Below are 15,738 nucleotides of genomic sequence, written 5' to 3' on the forward strand. Positions count from 1 at the left end.
TTTGAGAGTGTATACTGTCTTCTCTTGACTTCCTCAAAGCTAACACATCCCTTCATTCTGTTCGTTTTAAGTGTAAATCATCACATATTGCTTGAAAGATGAAAATTCACTGTTATACTTACACTTGTAAGTACAATTGTTAGTGCGGTGATAATTTCATTGTATAAAAGGACATTATCGCTGTCAATGTGTACCATTTTCTTTGTTTCTTACTGGCAATTTGTCGCCATTTTGCAAGCTATAAATAGGGAGGGATATTCAGATACAATCTATAATAATTATTTTAAAATCTTATTATATGAATAATATGTAATTTAGGCATTTGTACGTTTCTAGATTACAACGTAAGAAGAATAATTTTTGACAAGAATAGGGTGAGATTTAATTGGCAAAACATCTGTATAAGTTAGGATATTGGGCAGTAAATCATAGGAAGAAGGTTGTATTCAGCGCACTCGCAATTCTTATTGCATTAGTGCTTTTTGCAGTCAACATGGGTTCCTCTTTCAAGGACGAGCTGAGTATTCCGAATACACCAGCAGATAAAGCAGGAAAAATAATTGAAAAAGAGTTTAAAGCGATGCAACCAGCAGGTGCCCAAGTAAAAGTGGCATTTAAAGCACCAAAAAACGAAACCTTGGAGTCAGCGGAAGTACAACAGAAAATTGCAGGAGTTCTTGAAGAGATAAAAAAAGACTCAGCTGTTGATTCTGTGGCAGCACCGATGCAACTGCAGAACCTCAGTGAAGATAAGACAATTGGATATGCAGTTGTTACGTACAAAGTAAAAGCAGAAAAGGTTACAGAAGCTTCTAAAGATAAGCTTTTAGATAGTATTGAAACAACAAGGGATGCCGGCATTCAAACGGAGTTATCAGGAGGCGATGTTACGTTTTCTGACTCAGAGACTTCAGGTATGACTGAAATTGTCGGAGTTCTTGTTGCCTTCGTAGTCCTGGCATTTACCTTTGTGTCTTTTCTAGTAGCTGGACTGCCGATTCTCACTGCGATAATCGGATTAGCAATTGGAATGCTAGGAATCATGATTGGAACCAATTATGTGGAAATCCAATCAGTTTCCTTATCATTAGCTGCCATGCTGGGACTCGCAGTAGGCATAGACTATGCACTCTTCATTATCAATCGTTTTAGACAGCAGCTTGCACAAGGAGATTCTGTTCCAGAATCTGTTGCCATCGCAACGGGAACAGCGGGAAGTGCCGTAATCTTCGCAGGATTAACTGTTATTATAGGTCTTTTGGGATTGTCTGTTACAAAGATTCCATTCCTGACAGCGATGGGCGTATCCGCTGCCTTTACTGTGATTGCAGCTGTGTTGGTTTCCGTCATCATATTACCAGCCATTTTGGGACTTGTCGGCCATAAGATTGCCCCATCTAAACAAAATCGATTCTTGCAAAAGATGACTGGGGCAGGTAAGAAACATGCTGGTTCAAATAAATGGGGAGAATTTGTCATAAGACGTCCTCTGATTGTTACGATTTTCGCAATCGGACTACTTGCAGTGATTTCAATTCCGTTTTTCCATATGAACCTTGGTCTGCCTTCTGATGGAACAACAAAGTCCACAGAAACGACAGAAAGAAGAGCATATGATTTATTGACGGAAGCGTATGGGGAAGGATTTCATGCTTCTTTAATGGTAGTAGCAAAATCAGAAGAAGCAACAGCTGAAACGCAAAATGCTATGAACACCATCGCAAAAGAATTGGGTAACCTACCTGACGTGAAAAGTGTGACACCAGCTATCCCTGGGCCTTCTGGAAAGATTTATATGATTTCTATTACACCAAAAACTGGACCTGACGATACAAAGACAAAGGATTTGGTAAAAGCAATCAGGGACAAATCGAACCAAACCGAGAAAAAAAATGAAATTGAACTAATGGTAACGGGCACAGCAGCGATGAATATTGATATCGTGCAAAAGCTGAGTGATGCCTTGCCAGTTTTTGCTGCCCTTATTGTGGGACTTGCGTATGTACTCTTAGTTCTAGTGTTTAGATCTCTGCTCATTCCATTAAAAGCAGTATTAGGGTTTCTACTTTCTCTTGGCGCTACGTTGGGAGCCGTGGTATTTTTCGTGCAGGATGGACATTTCCAAAATATATTTGGGTTCCCGGCTGCCGGTCCGATCTTAGCCTTCTTGCCTGTCATTCTGATTGGCATCTTGTTCGGACTCGCCATGGACTATGAGGTGTTCCTAGTGAGCAAGATGCGGGAAGTATATACGCATACAGGTGATCCAAAGAGAGCTATTCTAGAAGGAATGCGGGAGAGCGGGAGAGTCGTAGTCGCAGCGGGATTAATTATGATGTCTGTATTTATTGGATTCATGCTGGCACCTGATACCATCATTAAATCCATAGGTATGGCTCTTACATTCGGTGTTTTCTTTGACGCATTCATCGTGAGAATGACAATCGTACCTGCAGTCATGATTCTCATGGGTAAGTCAGCCTGGTACTTGCCAAAATGGCTGGATAAAATTTTGCCTAACATTGATGTTGAAGGAGAAAGCATTATACATCGCGTAGAAAACAAAAGTGAAAAAATATATAAACAGAACAGTTAAAGTTAATTCATAGTTGTATTCATTTAAAAAACCGCCTCTCTATAAAATAGAAGCGGTTTTTTAGAGAAAGTATAGATCCTCCTTCGCTAATTATGTAAATATATATAAGGAACTAAGTTTTTGCACTATCCATAAAGCAAAAAAGACGTTATCCTTTCTGTATAATTATAGGAAAGGATGGCGTTTCTTTATGAATCTTTCGATTCTTGACAAACTTCAACCGATCGCTGAAGAATTACAACGACATATGTCTCCTCATGTTTTAGAGCACCTAGCCAAAGAAAAAGTGGATTTCTTTTGAGAGTAGGGATTCGCTTTTTTCTTGCTACTGATAATAAATAATTATGTAATTAGCAATGTATATTTTATACATTGTTCCTTGTTCAACGAAAGGGCAGTTTAGTGATAGAAGGGAAATTATGAAAATAGTGGAATTACTCTAATATTGGATATTAGGGGTGAGTTCAGTGGACAATTTATTTTTAATTTAAAACTTTTTATTTTGTCTTAGAAAGGTGTGGATTTTTTTGAATACAAAATTAATCATAGTAGAAGGGCTTCCTGGCTTTGGGAAATCCACCACTGCAAACTTGCTTTACGATATTCTAATTGAAAAAAATATTGACGTTGAGTTATTTCTTGAAGGGAATCCAGACCACCCTGCTGATTATGATGGGGTATCTTGTTTTGATAAAAGTGAATTCGAAAGTTTGTTAGTGAATAGTGGTAATTTTAGGGAAGTAATTAGTGATAGAGTCACGAAGCGAGGAAACAATTATTTATTGCCATATAAAAAAATTAAAAATGAATACGGCTCTAATTTTCCTGAAAGTTTATTAAATACCATTTTCAAAAATGATATATATGAATTACCGCTAGAGAGGAATATTGAATTAATAACTGAAAAATGGAGGGATTTTGTTGAAATAGCCAACAACGAAAATAAAACTTATATTTTTGAATGTTGCTTCATACAAAATCCATTAACAATCGGAATGGTTAAATATGGTGAAAAAAAAGAGAAAGTTATAAGTTATATTAATGCATTAGCGAAAATCATAGAGAAATTAAATCCAGTATTGTTTTATATAGAACAAGATGATTTGGAATTCTCATTCAGAAAGGTATTTAATGAAAGAGCAAAAGAATGGTCTGCTGGATTTATTGAATATTATACAAATCAAGGGTATGCGAAAATGAAAGGCTATCACGGTTTAGACGGAACAATTAAAGTTTTAGAAGCAAGAAGAGATATTGAAAGAGAAATATTTGATATGTTAAATATAAAAAAGACAAAAATTGATAATTCACAGTATGAAGCTATCAAATATAAGTCAATGATAATTGAAAAATTTAAATTACTTGAATTTCTAGATTAATGTAGTGCTTTAATTGAGCAAGAAACTAAAAGCTTTTAACTTCCGCTTTCGATAATTATGTAAATAAGCTGTCCATATGGGCAGCTTATTTTATTTTTTGTTTAGCACGGGGATCTTTTCCGATAGTTTTTTAGCAGAAGCAAGCAGCTCCAACGATGATTAATAAAATAAACAATACAACTAATAAAGCAAATCCTCCAGCGAAGCGACAGCCGCCACAACTACCACCAAAGCCCATAACAGTTCCTCCTTTAGATAGGAGGGGGAAGACAAAGGTTCACTCATGTGTTTTAACGGATTCAATTTACTTTATGCATTTATGAATGGAGCAGGTCCTTTTGAAAATAAAGAAAAGACACCTTATAAGGTGTCTTCCTTCGATTTGAAACATTTTAAGTTTAATAATATACGGTCTCGCCACTGACCTATTAGGCTGGAATTTTATAGTGTTTCTGAACAAAATTTTGTGCTAATTTTGAATTCTTAAGTTGATGGGGATCCTTTTACGTTTTATCATTTTTAAAAAAATCCTTCATTATCTTAGCGCCTTTAATATTCACTGTCACAGCTTCTACTTTATCTTTCTTCTCATCTTTAGCAATCGTAATTTTCTCCTTATTATCAACCCATACAAGAAACTCTTCTTTTGCGTCATCTTTATATGTAACGGTAATAGTAGAATGTGCAGCTTCTCTCTTTTTTTGATCTAATGTGATTGCTTTAGGAGTTCCGCTTTGAACTGCCGAAACGATAGATTTTATCATTTCCTCGTTATCTGTTTGAGATTTGGAACTAGTATTACTTGTTGTTCTAAGCATCTCAATGTTGGTAATGTCTGCAGAGTTTAATTGAATGGTATTTTTCGTATTTTCTTGCTTAGTTGTTGGAGTATTATTTGTAGTAGAAGTGCTTGTACAACCTATTAAAGTGAAAGATAGAGCGGTTAGAGCGCATATAGATATGATTTTTTTCATAGTATCCCTCCTTACGCTTAATTATAACAATTTTCTGTTATTTTAGGTAGTTATTGTAAGGAGATAATTTTGTAAATCATAGGGAGACATGTTTACTAGTTTTAATGATGTTCGTATGAATAATATGAAGCGTATATATGAAAAATATGCGGTTCATTCTCTATCAAAATCAAAATTCACATAATTTTTTTCATATTTTATGTTTAACATTTCGAAAATGGGTGTATTACATATAATATAACAAATAATTCATTTTAGAGGAGGAAGTTAAAGATGGAAACGAAGTATAGTAAACCTTTTGTATATGAATTTATTACGGAGAAAGAGGTCATGAATGCGGCGAATGATCTAGTGAAGAAAGGAATCGACCAAAAAGATATTTACGTATTAACACATGAGAAAGAAAGGACAGATAGAATCGCAGACAATGCAGACGTGAATACAATTGGAATAAAAGAAGAGGGACTTGGGACAAGTATTATTAATGTCTTTCAAAAAACGGGAGATCAGTTAAGAAATAAGATGCAAGAGTTAGGACTTAATGAGGAAGAAGCTAACTTTTATGAAGAAAAACTGGATGAAGGGAAAATCTTATTATTCGTTAAGGATTTAGAAAGAGTCGGAGAATGGTTACAAGAAAGAAGATGCACGTATTCTATTTAAATTCATACTCTTTAAATCTACAAATCTATTACGAAAAGGAGATTGGAAATATGAGTGAGAGCGGGCTAAAAGAACAAATTACTGGTAAAGTTGAAAAGAAAAAGGGACAAGTAAAAGAAGGAATTGGTGAAGTTACAGAAGATAGAGAGTTGAAAAATGAAGGGAAGTGGGAGAAGACGAAGGGAACTGTAAAAGAAAAAGTCGGAAAAGTGAAACAAAAGATAAGTGATGGATTGGATAACAAAGAATAATACATGTTTATCAAGCTTTGGTTAAACGCCAAAGCTTGATAAATCCATTATAAAAATAATATAGGAGGTCTAATTGTGGGACTTATTATTACGTGTATTGTAGGTGGACTTATTGGTATGTTAGCTGGAATGATTACAGGAAAAGACTTTCCTTTAGGTATAGTTGGTAATGTTATTGCGGGATTAATCGGATCTTGGGTAGGTAGTGCGTTATTTGGTCATTGGGGTCCTGAATGGGGAGGCATCTTTATTCTTCCAGCTTTATTAGGTGCAATCGTCTTTATTTTAATCGTTACATTCTTTTCTAGAATGCTACGGAAAGCGTAAGTATGATAATGAATAGTAATCTTAAGTTTATTATATGTAGCTATAAAGTTAATAAACTAATAAATATACATAAAAAAGCATCCAATTAAAATAATTTGGATGCTTTTTTAATGTATTTTACATAGGAATCAGTGAGGATGTCCCCACTGATTGAGATTACATATTAAGCTATCGTTACTTTTTTACAATTATTTATTCTTACGACCTGCCTCGGTTCTATATGAGATAAGTCCTCGCTATTACCTATATCAACTACAATTGTATTCGTTAGTATGTTAATAATGGAACCAATTAATTTTGTAGCATGATCGTGTCGATAAGAAAATTGAACAAAATCTCCCTTTTTAAAGCTGTGCTCTTCCATAGATAGATCCCCCTAAAAATAATGTTTATACATTATACATACACAAATTTATAAGGTTTAAACATTTGGTAGTATTTTTTTTAGTGTTAAGCTGAGAAAGGTGTAGAAAATTTATTTATAATTAAAATGAAAAAATATGTTTAAAACTAATTTTTATGGGTAATTAAATAGTAGTAGTTTGAGATAAGGGGGCGGAAATGATGAATTTGGCAATAAATATTTTGCAAAATGATTTAGGTTATACAGTACAACTTAATGGTGAGATTGATGCGTATACGGCATCAGATTTAAAAAATAAGGTAATGCCTATTGCAAGTGAGAAAGAGGTTTATATAGTAGTAGATTTTAATAAGGTAGATTATATGGATAGTACAGGTTTAGGCGTTTTTATAGCGCTATTAAAAGCAATTAAGAAAAATGATGGAAAACTAGAGTTTATTGGTGTATCTAAAAGGTTAAAAAGATTATTCGATATTACAGGACTAACAGAAATATTAAATTTGAATTCAGATTTTGAAAAAGTAGAAAGAAGGTGACTAGGGATGATGGAGAAATTTGAAAAGATAGAAATGAAAATTCCTGCAAAGGCAGAATATGTGGCTATTATTCGTTTAACAATGGCTGGTGTTGCGAATCGAATGGGCTTTGCTTATGACGATATAGAAGATATGAAAATTGCTATTAGTGAAGCATGTACAAATATTGTACAACATGCATATAAAGAAGACGTTGGAGAAATTATAATTGTCTTTGGTCTATATGAAAATCGATTAGAAATTATGGTTGCGGATAATGGGGTTAGCTTTGATTTTAGCACCTTGAAAAGTAAAGTTGGTCCGTATGATATTAATAAACCAGTAGAACATTTGCCGGAAAATGGTTTAGGTTTATATTTAATAAATACGTTAATGGATGATATACAAATTATGCATGATGAGGGCATGACAGTTTTAATGACAAAATATATACAAAGAGAGCAGGTGGAGAATGATGGAAATCCAATCTCAACCTACAAATCTTACTAAAGAAGACGTTATTAAACTAATTGCAGAATTCCAACAAAACCAATGTGATGAAGCGCAGGAAAGGTTGGTTAATCACTATAAAAATCTCGTATATTCCATTGCATATCGCTATTCAAAAGGTGGGCCAATGCATGAGGATATTATACAAGTAGGGATGTTAGGGCTCTTAGGCGCAATAAGAAGGTATGATTATTCGATAGGGAATGCTTTTGAACCGTTTGCAATACCTACGATAGTAGGGGAAATAAAGAAGTATTTACGTGATAAAACTTGGGGCGTTCATGTTCCAAGGCGAATTAAAGATTTAGGCGGGAAAATTAAACTTGCGATAGAGGAGCTAACAGATCACCTACAACGTTCACCGAAGATTATAGAGATTGCGAATCATTTAGGACTATCCGAAGAGGAAGTTCTAGAAATTATGGATGCTAAAAATAATTATCAAGTATCTTCCTTAGATGATGTAGTTGAAAATTCATCTGATGGAAGTTCGGTAGCGAGAATTGAATCTGTAGGTGAAGTAGAGCAAGGATATGAACAGACAGAAAGACGTCTCGTTTTAGATGATATTTTTAACGTATTAAATGATACGGAAAAGAGTGTTATTCATTATATATTTGGAGAAAATTTAAATCAAAAGGATACAGGAGAGCGGTTAGGTATTTCACAAATGCACGTTTCTCGTATTAAAAGACAAGCGATAAGTAAATTGAAGCAAGCAGCGTTTTTAGATACATAAAAATTTTAAATAATTATGTTTAAAACATGAGAAAAGGGGTAGTTATTAAGTATAGGAGGAGATATAAAAATGTCACACGATGTGAAAGAACTAATCGAAGGATTGAATGAAGATTTAGCAGGAGAATACTCGGCAATTATTATGTACAACCATAATGCAGCTACAGTTTCTGGTATATATAGACAAGTGTTAAAACCTTTCTTTGAATCTGAAATTAGTGATGAACAAGGACATGCCCTATATTTAGCGGAGAAAATTAAGACGCTAGGTGGTACACCTACTACGATCCCTTTACCAGTGAAACAAGTAAAAGATGTTAGAGAAATGTTAGAATACGCTAGACAATCAGAATATGAAACAATTAAGCGTTATGAAACGAGAAAAGAACAGGCAGCGAAATTAAATATGACAGAGTTAGTTGTAAAGTTAGAAGATATGATTGCAGATGAAACAAATCATATGGAAGAATTAGATCGTCTTTTAAATGACAAAGCGATGGTGTTAAATTAATAGTGGAAATTTATAGAGTGAAAGAACAAACTCTCATTTCTAGGGGGTTTGTTCTTTTGCTGTATAGATACGTATGAGTAGGAAATTTTTATTTTATAACTGAGTATGTAATACTAGAAAAATAGAAAATGATAATAGATTTACATTTTAAATAAGAAAAGGGGAAATAACTTGTGTCCATTTTAATTGTCGATGATAATCCGGTTAACATCTTTGTAATTGAAAAAATTTTAAAACAAGCCGGATATCAGGATCTTGTATCGCTTAATTCTGCACAAGAGCTTTTCGAATACATCCATTTTGGAAAAGATTCTTCCAGGCATAATGAAATTGATTTAATACTATTAGATATCATGATGCCTGAGATTGATGGACTTGAAGTTTGTAGGCGATTACAAAACGAGGAGAAGTTTAAAGATATTCCTATTATTTTTGTAACAGCTTTAGAAGATGCGAATAAATTAGCTGAAGCGCTTGATATAGGTGCAATGGATTATATTACGAAACCTATAAATAAAGTTGAATTGTTAGCCCGTATGCGTGTGGCATTACGCTTGAAATCGGAATTAAATTGGCATAAAGAACAAGAAGAAAATCTTCGTAATGAATTAGATTTAGCTACACAAGTACAAAGAAACTTATTAAGTAGCCCATTAAGAGAAGATCATATAAAAATTGAAGCAAGTTACTTACCTTCATTCAAACTAGCTGGAGATATGTATTATTGGTATAAAATCGATGAAAACCGCTACGGTATTATATTATTAGATGTGATGGGACATGGTGTATCTGCTTCATTAGTTTGTATGTTTATTTCGTCTGTATTACGTGAAACGATTAAATGTTTAATCGATCCAGAACTCGTCATTAAAGACTTAAATAAATATATGACTCTTTTACATAATGAGAATGACAATATTCCATATTATTTTACAGCAATATACTTAGTAGTTAATACAGAAAATAGAACAATTGAATATGTAAATGCAGGACATCCTTCGGGATACGTTTTAGTTGATGAAGAGAATATAATTGAACTAGATCGTGGGAGTTGTGCGGTAGGATTTTTTGATGAAATAAAAGTCGAGAAGACAGTCATACCTTTTGAGAAAAACGCTCAAATATTATTGTTTACAGATGGTGTTCTTGAATCAATTGCAAATGATGAATTTGAGTCTGAAGAGAAGTTGCGTACTTTTACAGAAAGAAAATGGGGAGATTTAGAAGAAGAGATAGAAGGATTTTATAAGGAAGAACAGAAGAAAACACAATCAGATGATATGTGTCTAATTATGATACAAACGAATGCGAAATAAAAAGCGTATGAAATCCAAACATAGGATTTCATACGCTTTTTATTGTATTTTTTGATAGATTTGTTCGTTAGGATTAAATTGGATATAATGCGGCATTATATCTGAAAAATGAAGAGTTTCTTTATTTCCTAAACATAGGAATCCATTGTGGCCTAAACTTTCATAAAATAGTTGCTGTACTTGGTTTTGAAGTTTACTCGTAAAGTAAATTAAAACGTTACGGCAAAGTATAATATGAAATTCGTTAAAAGATTGATCGGTTACTAAATTATGCTGTGCAAAAATAATGTTTTGTAAAAGGGATGGATTAAAATAAGCAAAACGATTATCTGTTGAATAATAGTTAGAAAATGCTTGTGTACCGCCAGCTTGTAAATAGTTTTTCGTATAAGTTTGCATTTTATTTAACGGAAGGATGCCTTGTTTTGCTTTTTCTAACACATTTGTATTCATATCTGTTGCGTAAATAACAGCTTTTTCACTTAATCCTTCTTCGTGAAGTAAGATGGACATTGATAACACTTCTTCACCAGTTGCGCATCCAGCATGCCAAATTCTAATTTCAGGATACTTTTTTAATTCAGGAATAACATGCTCTCTTAACGCTTTAAAAAAAGTAGGGTTACGGAACATTTCAGTTACATTAATGGAGAAATCATTTAATAACTGTTCTAAAAACCCTTCCTCATGAATTACTTTTTCAATTAATTTTGAAATGGTAGGGATATTAGAGAGCTGCATTCTATTACAAATTCTTCTATAAATAGATGTGCGAGCATATTGGCGAAAATCAAATCCTGACAGTTTAAATACCGCTTCCAATAGTAATTCAATTTCTAAGTTCGTACGCTTATCCATATCTACGGATGGATCAAAATTATAATACTTATTTTCCACTTAAACTAAACCTCACTTATTTTATTAACCATACACTCATTACCGAATAGAGTTGATGTAAATTTAATGGTTTACTTATATAATCTGAAGCGCCAGCAGATAAACATTTTTCTTTATCATTTGGCATTGCTTTAGCAGTTAATGCGATAATAGGTATTTCATGTAACCCTAAATTCATTCGGATATGTTCCATCGTTTCATAACCGTCCATATTTGGCATCATAATATCCATTAAGATAAGGTCAATATTTGTATTGCTTTTTAGTATTTCTAAACACTCTATGCCGTTTTGTGCAGTAATAATGTTGGCATGTTGTTTTTCTAATGCATTTTGTAATGCAAATATATTTCGATGATCATCATCGACAATTAAAATAGTTTTCTCTTGGAAGACGTTATTTGTTTCTGGAGTAACTATAGTTTCCTCAATAACTTCAGCAGGAATAACATCTTCTATCGTTGCTGCGACTTCTAAATTGGATAACTGTATATCATTTAACCCATTTGGAAGGTTAGGAATATATACTGTGAAAGTACTGCCTTCTCCTAAATTACTCTCTAACGTAATCCAACCGCCTAATAATCTAGCAAACTCTTTACAGATAGATAATCCTAAGCCTGTACCACCATATTTCCGAATCGTTGCGCCATCTGCCTGTTGAAAGGCTTCGAAAATGAGTTGATGCTGTTCTGTAGCGATACCAATACCAGTATCTTTTACTGAAATTGTCATCCAATCTTTACTTATAGACTGCATATCATGACTCAAATTGGTTGTTTCTATCGAATCGAAATGTAAAGAGACGGATCCTTTTTCCGTGAATTTAAATGCATTGGATAATAAGTTTTTAATAATTTGTTCAATCCGTTTTGCATCTGTATAAAATAAATCAGGAATAATATCACTGTCTGCAATAGTAAGTTCGACATTTTTTTGTGCAGCAATATGTAAAAAGTTTTGCTGCATATTTGCTGCCATGTCACTTATGTTCGTTGCTTCAAAAATGACGTCTAGTTTTCCGGCTTCTACTTTAGATAAATCTAGTATGTCATTAATTAGAGTAAGTAAATCTTTTCCTGATGAATGAATGACGGTTGCTAATTCAATTTCATCATCGGATAAATGGTTATCATGATTTTCTCTTAACATTTCAGATAATAGTAAAATACTATTTAACGGTGTTCGTAATTCATGGGACATATTTGCTAGGAATTCTGATTTGTATTTTGAACTACGTAATATTTCGCTTGCTTTTTCTTCTAATTCTGATTTAGTAATTTCTAAATCAGTTGTCTTTTGTTCAGCCTCTTCAGTTCTAGACTCTAGTTGTTCATTCGTTGTTCGTAATTCTTCGGCTTGCATTTGTAGTTCTTCAGCTTGCGTTTGCAATTCTTCTGATTGAACTTGTAACTCCTCCGTCATTGCTTGTGATTCATGTAAAAGCGTTTGAATTCGCATACGTCCCATAATACTATGGATTGTTAGACCTAGGTTATCAACGGTTTGTTGAATTAAATCTTGATGTAAGTCTGAAATCTCAGTTACACTTACTAACTCCATTACTGCGATCACTTCATCTTCAAATAAGATAGGGATGACTAGTAGGTTTTGAGGGCGTATTTCTAATAAACCGCTAGTGACATAACGAAATTCTTCTGGTATTTCTCGAAGAATAAAGCTTTGTTTTTCTAAAGCACATTGCCCAATTAAACCTTCACCCATTTTAATGGATTGTTTTCCAATATCAGAACCTTGATCGGCGAAAGAAGCTTTCTTCACATAGTAGACAGTTTCTTCAACTTCTTCACGTACATAGAATGCACCGCAAGAGGTTTGCGTTTTTTGTATAATTCCACTAAGAATTTTTTTACCTAACATCTCAATAGAAGGTACACCTTGATACATTAAAATTAATTCTGCAAGCTCGGTTTGTAACCACTCTCTTTTAGATATTTCGTCTAGTAGGTGGTTCGTTGTATGAGCAAGCTCTTTTATTTCATCCCGCGTGTTTACATGAATTCTTTCAGTAATTTTTTCTTTAGAAGAAATGGATTTAATAGCTTGAATTACGTTTTTAATCGTTTTTGTAATGGAATTCGAAATATAGAGTGAAATGATAATAGAAATACAAGAAAGTAAGAACAATAAACTGTATAACCAAATCTCTAATTTATTATTTTCAGTATCTAATTGTGCAGCTCTTTTTTTCGTTAGTTGCTCCTCTACACCACGGAAGTTAGTTAGCTGCGATTGTAATGACTGAATTTGAGTCGTGTCGATTGCTTGTATGTTATTACTATTATGATTTGTAATTAATGGATGAATCTCTTTATTAATCCAACTATTAATATTTTCGTTAATCTGTTTTAATTTTTCTTGCTGAGAGGGGTTATCCTCTAATAGAGCCAAAAGATCTTGATAATGTTTTTCGTAATCCTTTTCCGCAGTGTTAAGGGATTGCACGTAATTTGCATCATTAGAAGTAATAAATCCTTTCGCTTTATTTTCAATTGTTAGCAATTCTTTCTCCACTTGATTCGTTAAATTAAGAACTTTAAAATCGTGATCAATAATAAAATTACGAGATTTTTGTAAATTGGAAATCTCATTGTTTAACATAATGAAAGAAATAAGTAAGAACAAAATCATAACTAAATAACCAGCCATAATTTTGTAGCGAATACTAAATTTTGCTTTCGATTTCATTAAAAATTCCTACCTTCAAGGTTATTCAAAGTTTTCTATTGTAAAGGATGAAAAACGTAATATATATTATATCAGTTTTCATAAGGCCAAACTAGAAATCCCCCTATTGTATTAGGGGGTCCCGTTTTGAATAGAGGAAATCATTTTGAAATATAAAAACATATATGAAAAGTAACAATCGAGGGAATCGGGGGATAATAAAACTTTTAAGAAGGAAAGAGTGTTCTTAAAGCTTTTTTTGCATCTATTCCTTCAAAGATAAATAATACAAGCTCTCTCTTTTTTACAGTAAGGAAAAAGGATATTAATGTGCTTAAGCTTTTAATAGAAGTAAGTGTTCCGTGTTTACTTATAAATAGATTAGTTTGAAATGTTGTCATTAAAGCATAAAAATGATGAATCTGCGTTATTGTAGGTGTTTCATTATAAAGAATAGTAGTAGATTGGATTGCATTCATCGAAATATTCCTTTCTGTATAGTAAGCATAACAATATAAACATACCCGTTTTAAAAAATGTTAAACATATAAATAAGAAAAAATATAATTATAGTTTTTTACGTTTAGAAAGGGTTACGAAGGGTATACATATACTACAAAGAGATTGACTGAAGATGAATTGTAAGATTTCTAGTCTATAAAAATATACTTTTACTTTAAATAAAAAGGAGTCTGGTATACATGAATGAAATGATGATTGATATTACATTTGATTTAATTTACTTGTTAAGTAGTTCGCTTGTAATGCTTTTACTATTCGCTTTTTTCGTAAATGGTTATGTTAATAAGAAGGTTAGTGTATACAGAAATGAAGAAAGATAAAGATACATTATATAAAACTTTAGGAGGTTAATAGTTATGGATGTAGATAGAAAAATAGTAGGTATTTTTAGAACAATTGATGATGCGGCATTCGTTATTAATGAATTAAAAGATAAAGGATACTCGGCGGGTAACATTTCAGCTATTGCGAAGGATCAAAAGGAAATTGAACATCTGGAAGAAAAATCGGGTGAAAAAGTGAATAGTGAAACGGCACATAAAGCGGATATCTTTTCAGCGACAGGGCTTGTGGCAGGAGGAGTAGCAGGCGGACTCGGTGGTTTATTAACAGGTCTTGGTATACTTGCTGTTTCTGGAATGGGTCCAATCGTAGCAGCGGGACCTATCGCAGCAGCTATTGGAGGAGCCGGTATTGGCGGAGGAGCTGGAAGTTTAATAGGAGCATTTATCGGATTAGGAATTCCCGAAGAACATGCTAAGAAATATGAAGAATACATTTACGATGGAAATATATTAATTTTAGTAGATGCAAAATTAGATGATAAGTTAGAAATCTATAAAATATTTGATAAACATAATGCTTATAACTCTGATTACTTTAAATAGTATGTACTTCATATATCATTTTTTGATCTTACAACTTTGGCGCGGCCGAGGAGTCGTATGAATATAAGAGAGGAAGGGCTTATAGTAAAAGATCAAGTTCTATTATGATATTAAAAAGGGAAGAGGTGTCTTTTCGTGATTGTAAAAATATTAAAGGATAGTAGTAATAGTTTCCTTTGTACAGTTCAAAATCAAAATGGGGAGAAGTATGTAAAGAAATGGTTTCATAAACAGAAAAACAAGGAAGAGTTAGGGCGACCAACTTTTAAAGAAGTAGAAAAGGATTGGAAAGAAAATAGAGAATCATTTATGTATCCTAATGTTAAAGCGCTTTAGTGAACTACTCACAACTTAACGTCCTTCATTTGAGCATTCGCCAACGCAAGACTATCGACTTCCTTTAGGAATGGAAATTCAGCCTTATATTGTGCAGGCGTAGGATATTTAACAGATTTATCAAGTTTATCCTGTGATTCTTGATAAGATTTGATTCTATCTGCAAGCATCTTGTTGTATACAAATCGAACACATCCAAATGTTTTTGAGAAAAACATTTGTTGTTCTTTATTTGGATAGATACGATATTTGTATGATTTTAACAT

19 protein-coding genes and 1 pseudogene are annotated in these 15,738 nt (G+C 33.0%); 13 read left to right on the plus strand and 7 right to left on the minus strand.

Features of this window, described 5'->3' with window-relative positions:
- Nucleotides 1-385 precede the first annotated feature (385 nt).
- Together MHH59_RS05105 and MHH59_RS05110 are read left to right on the plus strand one after the other, a co-directional pair.
- A complete protein-coding gene (locus tag MHH59_RS05105; RefSeq protein WP_340850907.1) occupies nt 386-2,596 on the plus strand; it encodes an MMPL family transporter in 2,211 nt (736 codons plus the stop codon).
- 527 nt (nt 2,597-3,123) lie between these two features.
- Nucleotides 3,124-3,975: a hypothetical protein gene (locus MHH59_RS05110; protein ID WP_003193607.1), complete on the plus strand. Its 852-nt coding sequence runs from the start codon at nt 3,124-3,126 to the stop codon at nt 3,973-3,975.
- 130 nt (nt 3,976-4,105) lie between these two features.
- Here MHH59_RS05110 and MHH59_RS05115 read toward each other — a convergent pair whose 3' ends face one another.
- Both MHH59_RS05115 and MHH59_RS05120 read right to left on the minus strand, forming a co-directional pair.
- Nucleotides 4,106-4,213: a YjcZ family sporulation protein gene (locus tag MHH59_RS05115; RefSeq protein ID WP_078178455.1), complete on the minus strand. Its 108-nt coding sequence runs from the start codon at nt 4,211-4,213 to the stop codon at nt 4,106-4,108.
- A gap of 265 nt (nt 4,214-4,478) precedes the next feature.
- On the minus strand, nt 4,479-4,949 hold the full coding sequence (locus MHH59_RS05120; protein WP_144512629.1) for a hypothetical protein: 471 nt from the start codon (nt 4,947-4,949) through the stop codon (nt 4,479-4,481).
- 273 nt (nt 4,950-5,222) lie between these two features.
- On the opposite strand from MHH59_RS05120, the gene MHH59_RS05125 reads away from it, so the two are divergent.
- From MHH59_RS05125 to MHH59_RS05135, 3 genes are all read left to right on the plus strand, one after another.
- Nucleotides 5,223-5,612 (plus strand): general stress protein, encoded by a 390-nt coding sequence (locus tag MHH59_RS05125; protein WP_000448809.1) that lies wholly within the window; start codon nt 5,223-5,225, stop codon nt 5,610-5,612.
- Nucleotides 5,613-5,662: 50 nt separating this feature from the next.
- Complete coding sequence (locus MHH59_RS05130; protein WP_000004264.1) at nt 5,663-5,863, plus strand: CsbD family protein; 201 nt, start codon at nt 5,663-5,665, stop codon at nt 5,861-5,863.
- Nucleotides 5,864-5,938: 75 nt separating this feature from the next.
- Entirely contained in the window at nt 5,939-6,190 is a 252-nt protein-coding gene (locus MHH59_RS05135) for a GlsB/YeaQ/YmgE family stress response membrane protein (RefSeq protein ID WP_000522906.1), read from the plus strand.
- A gap of 163 nt (nt 6,191-6,353) precedes the next feature.
- Here MHH59_RS05135 and MHH59_RS05140 read toward each other — a convergent pair whose 3' ends face one another.
- Nucleotides 6,354-6,554 carry a methyltransferase gene (locus MHH59_RS05140; RefSeq protein ID WP_002140674.1) on the minus strand — a complete coding sequence of 67 codons (201 nt, stop codon included), beginning with the start codon at nt 6,552-6,554 and terminating at the stop codon, nt 6,354-6,356.
- A gap of 197 nt (nt 6,555-6,751) precedes the next feature.
- Here MHH59_RS05140 and rsbV point away from each other — a divergent pair, with 197 nt between their 5' ends.
- The 5 genes from rsbV (at nt 6,752) to MHH59_RS05165 (ending at nt 10,144) form a co-directional block, all read left to right on the plus strand.
- A complete protein-coding gene (rsbV, locus tag MHH59_RS05145) occupies nt 6,752-7,090 on the plus strand; it encodes an anti sigma b factor antagonist RsbV (protein WP_002011067.1) in 339 nt (112 codons plus the stop codon).
- 6 nt (nt 7,091-7,096) lie between these two features.
- On the plus strand, nt 7,097-7,579 hold the full coding sequence (gene rsbW / locus MHH59_RS05150; protein WP_340850908.1) for an anti-sigma B factor RsbW: 483 nt from the start codon (nt 7,097-7,099) through the stop codon (nt 7,577-7,579).
- Nucleotides 7,542-8,318, plus strand: coding sequence for an RNA polymerase sigma factor SigB (gene sigB, locus MHH59_RS05155; RefSeq protein WP_002188580.1), 777 nt, complete (start codon nt 7,542-7,544; stop codon nt 8,316-8,318). Before rsbW ends, sigB begins: the two co-directional genes overlap by 38 nt.
- 69 nt (nt 8,319-8,387) lie before the next feature.
- Nucleotides 8,388-8,828 (plus strand): ferritin-like domain-containing protein, encoded by a 441-nt coding sequence (locus MHH59_RS05160; RefSeq protein ID WP_002186521.1) that lies wholly within the window; start codon nt 8,388-8,390, stop codon nt 8,826-8,828.
- Nucleotides 8,829-9,001: 173 nt separating this feature from the next.
- Nucleotides 9,002-10,144 carry a fused response regulator/phosphatase gene (locus MHH59_RS05165; protein ID WP_002186520.1) on the plus strand — a complete coding sequence of 381 codons (1,143 nt, stop codon included), beginning with the start codon at nt 9,002-9,004 and terminating at the stop codon, nt 10,142-10,144.
- Nucleotides 10,145-10,183: 39 nt separating this feature from the next.
- Here MHH59_RS05165 and MHH59_RS05170 read toward each other — a convergent pair whose 3' ends face one another.
- From MHH59_RS05170 to MHH59_RS05180, 3 genes are all read right to left on the minus strand, one after another.
- Nucleotides 10,184-11,041, minus strand: coding sequence for a CheR family methyltransferase (locus MHH59_RS05170; protein ID WP_340850909.1), 858 nt, complete (start codon nt 11,039-11,041; stop codon nt 10,184-10,186).
- 16 nt (nt 11,042-11,057) lie between these two features.
- Complete coding sequence (locus tag MHH59_RS05175) at nt 11,058-13,748, minus strand: response regulator (protein ID WP_144512627.1); 2,691 nt, start codon at nt 13,746-13,748, stop codon at nt 11,058-11,060.
- A 206-nt stretch (nt 13,749-13,954) separates the two neighbouring features.
- A complete protein-coding gene (locus MHH59_RS05180; RefSeq protein WP_000991707.1) occupies nt 13,955-14,206 on the minus strand; it encodes a hypothetical protein in 252 nt (83 codons plus the stop codon).
- 222 nt (nt 14,207-14,428) lie between these two features.
- On the opposite strand from MHH59_RS05180, the gene MHH59_RS05185 reads away from it, so the two are divergent.
- The 3 genes from MHH59_RS05185 to MHH59_RS05195 all read left to right on the plus strand — a co-directional run bounded on the left by MHH59_RS05185 (nt 14,429) and on the right by MHH59_RS05195 (nt 15,472).
- Nucleotides 14,429-14,569, plus strand: coding sequence for a hypothetical protein (locus MHH59_RS05185; RefSeq protein ID WP_002011076.1), 141 nt, complete (start codon nt 14,429-14,431; stop codon nt 14,567-14,569).
- Between the two features lie 36 nt (nt 14,570-14,605).
- On the plus strand, nt 14,606-15,136 hold the full coding sequence (locus MHH59_RS05190) for a general stress protein (protein WP_340850911.1): 531 nt from the start codon (nt 14,606-14,608) through the stop codon (nt 15,134-15,136).
- 135 nt (nt 15,137-15,271) lie between these two features.
- On the plus strand, nt 15,272-15,472 hold the full coding sequence (locus MHH59_RS05195) for a DUF4028 family protein (protein ID WP_002186515.1): 201 nt from the start codon (nt 15,272-15,274) through the stop codon (nt 15,470-15,472).
- Between the two features lie 26 nt (nt 15,473-15,498).
- On the opposite strand, the pseudogene MHH59_RS05200 reads toward MHH59_RS05195, so the two are convergent.
- Nucleotides 15,499-15,738 (minus strand): annotated as a pseudogene (locus MHH59_RS05200) (helix-turn-helix domain-containing protein); the annotation flags it as partial.

It is taken from the genome of Bacillus sp. FSL E2-0195 (assembly GCF_038003645.1).
Taxonomy (GTDB): domain Bacteria; phylum Bacillota; class Bacilli; order Bacillales; family Bacillaceae_G; genus Bacillus_A; species Bacillus_A mycoides.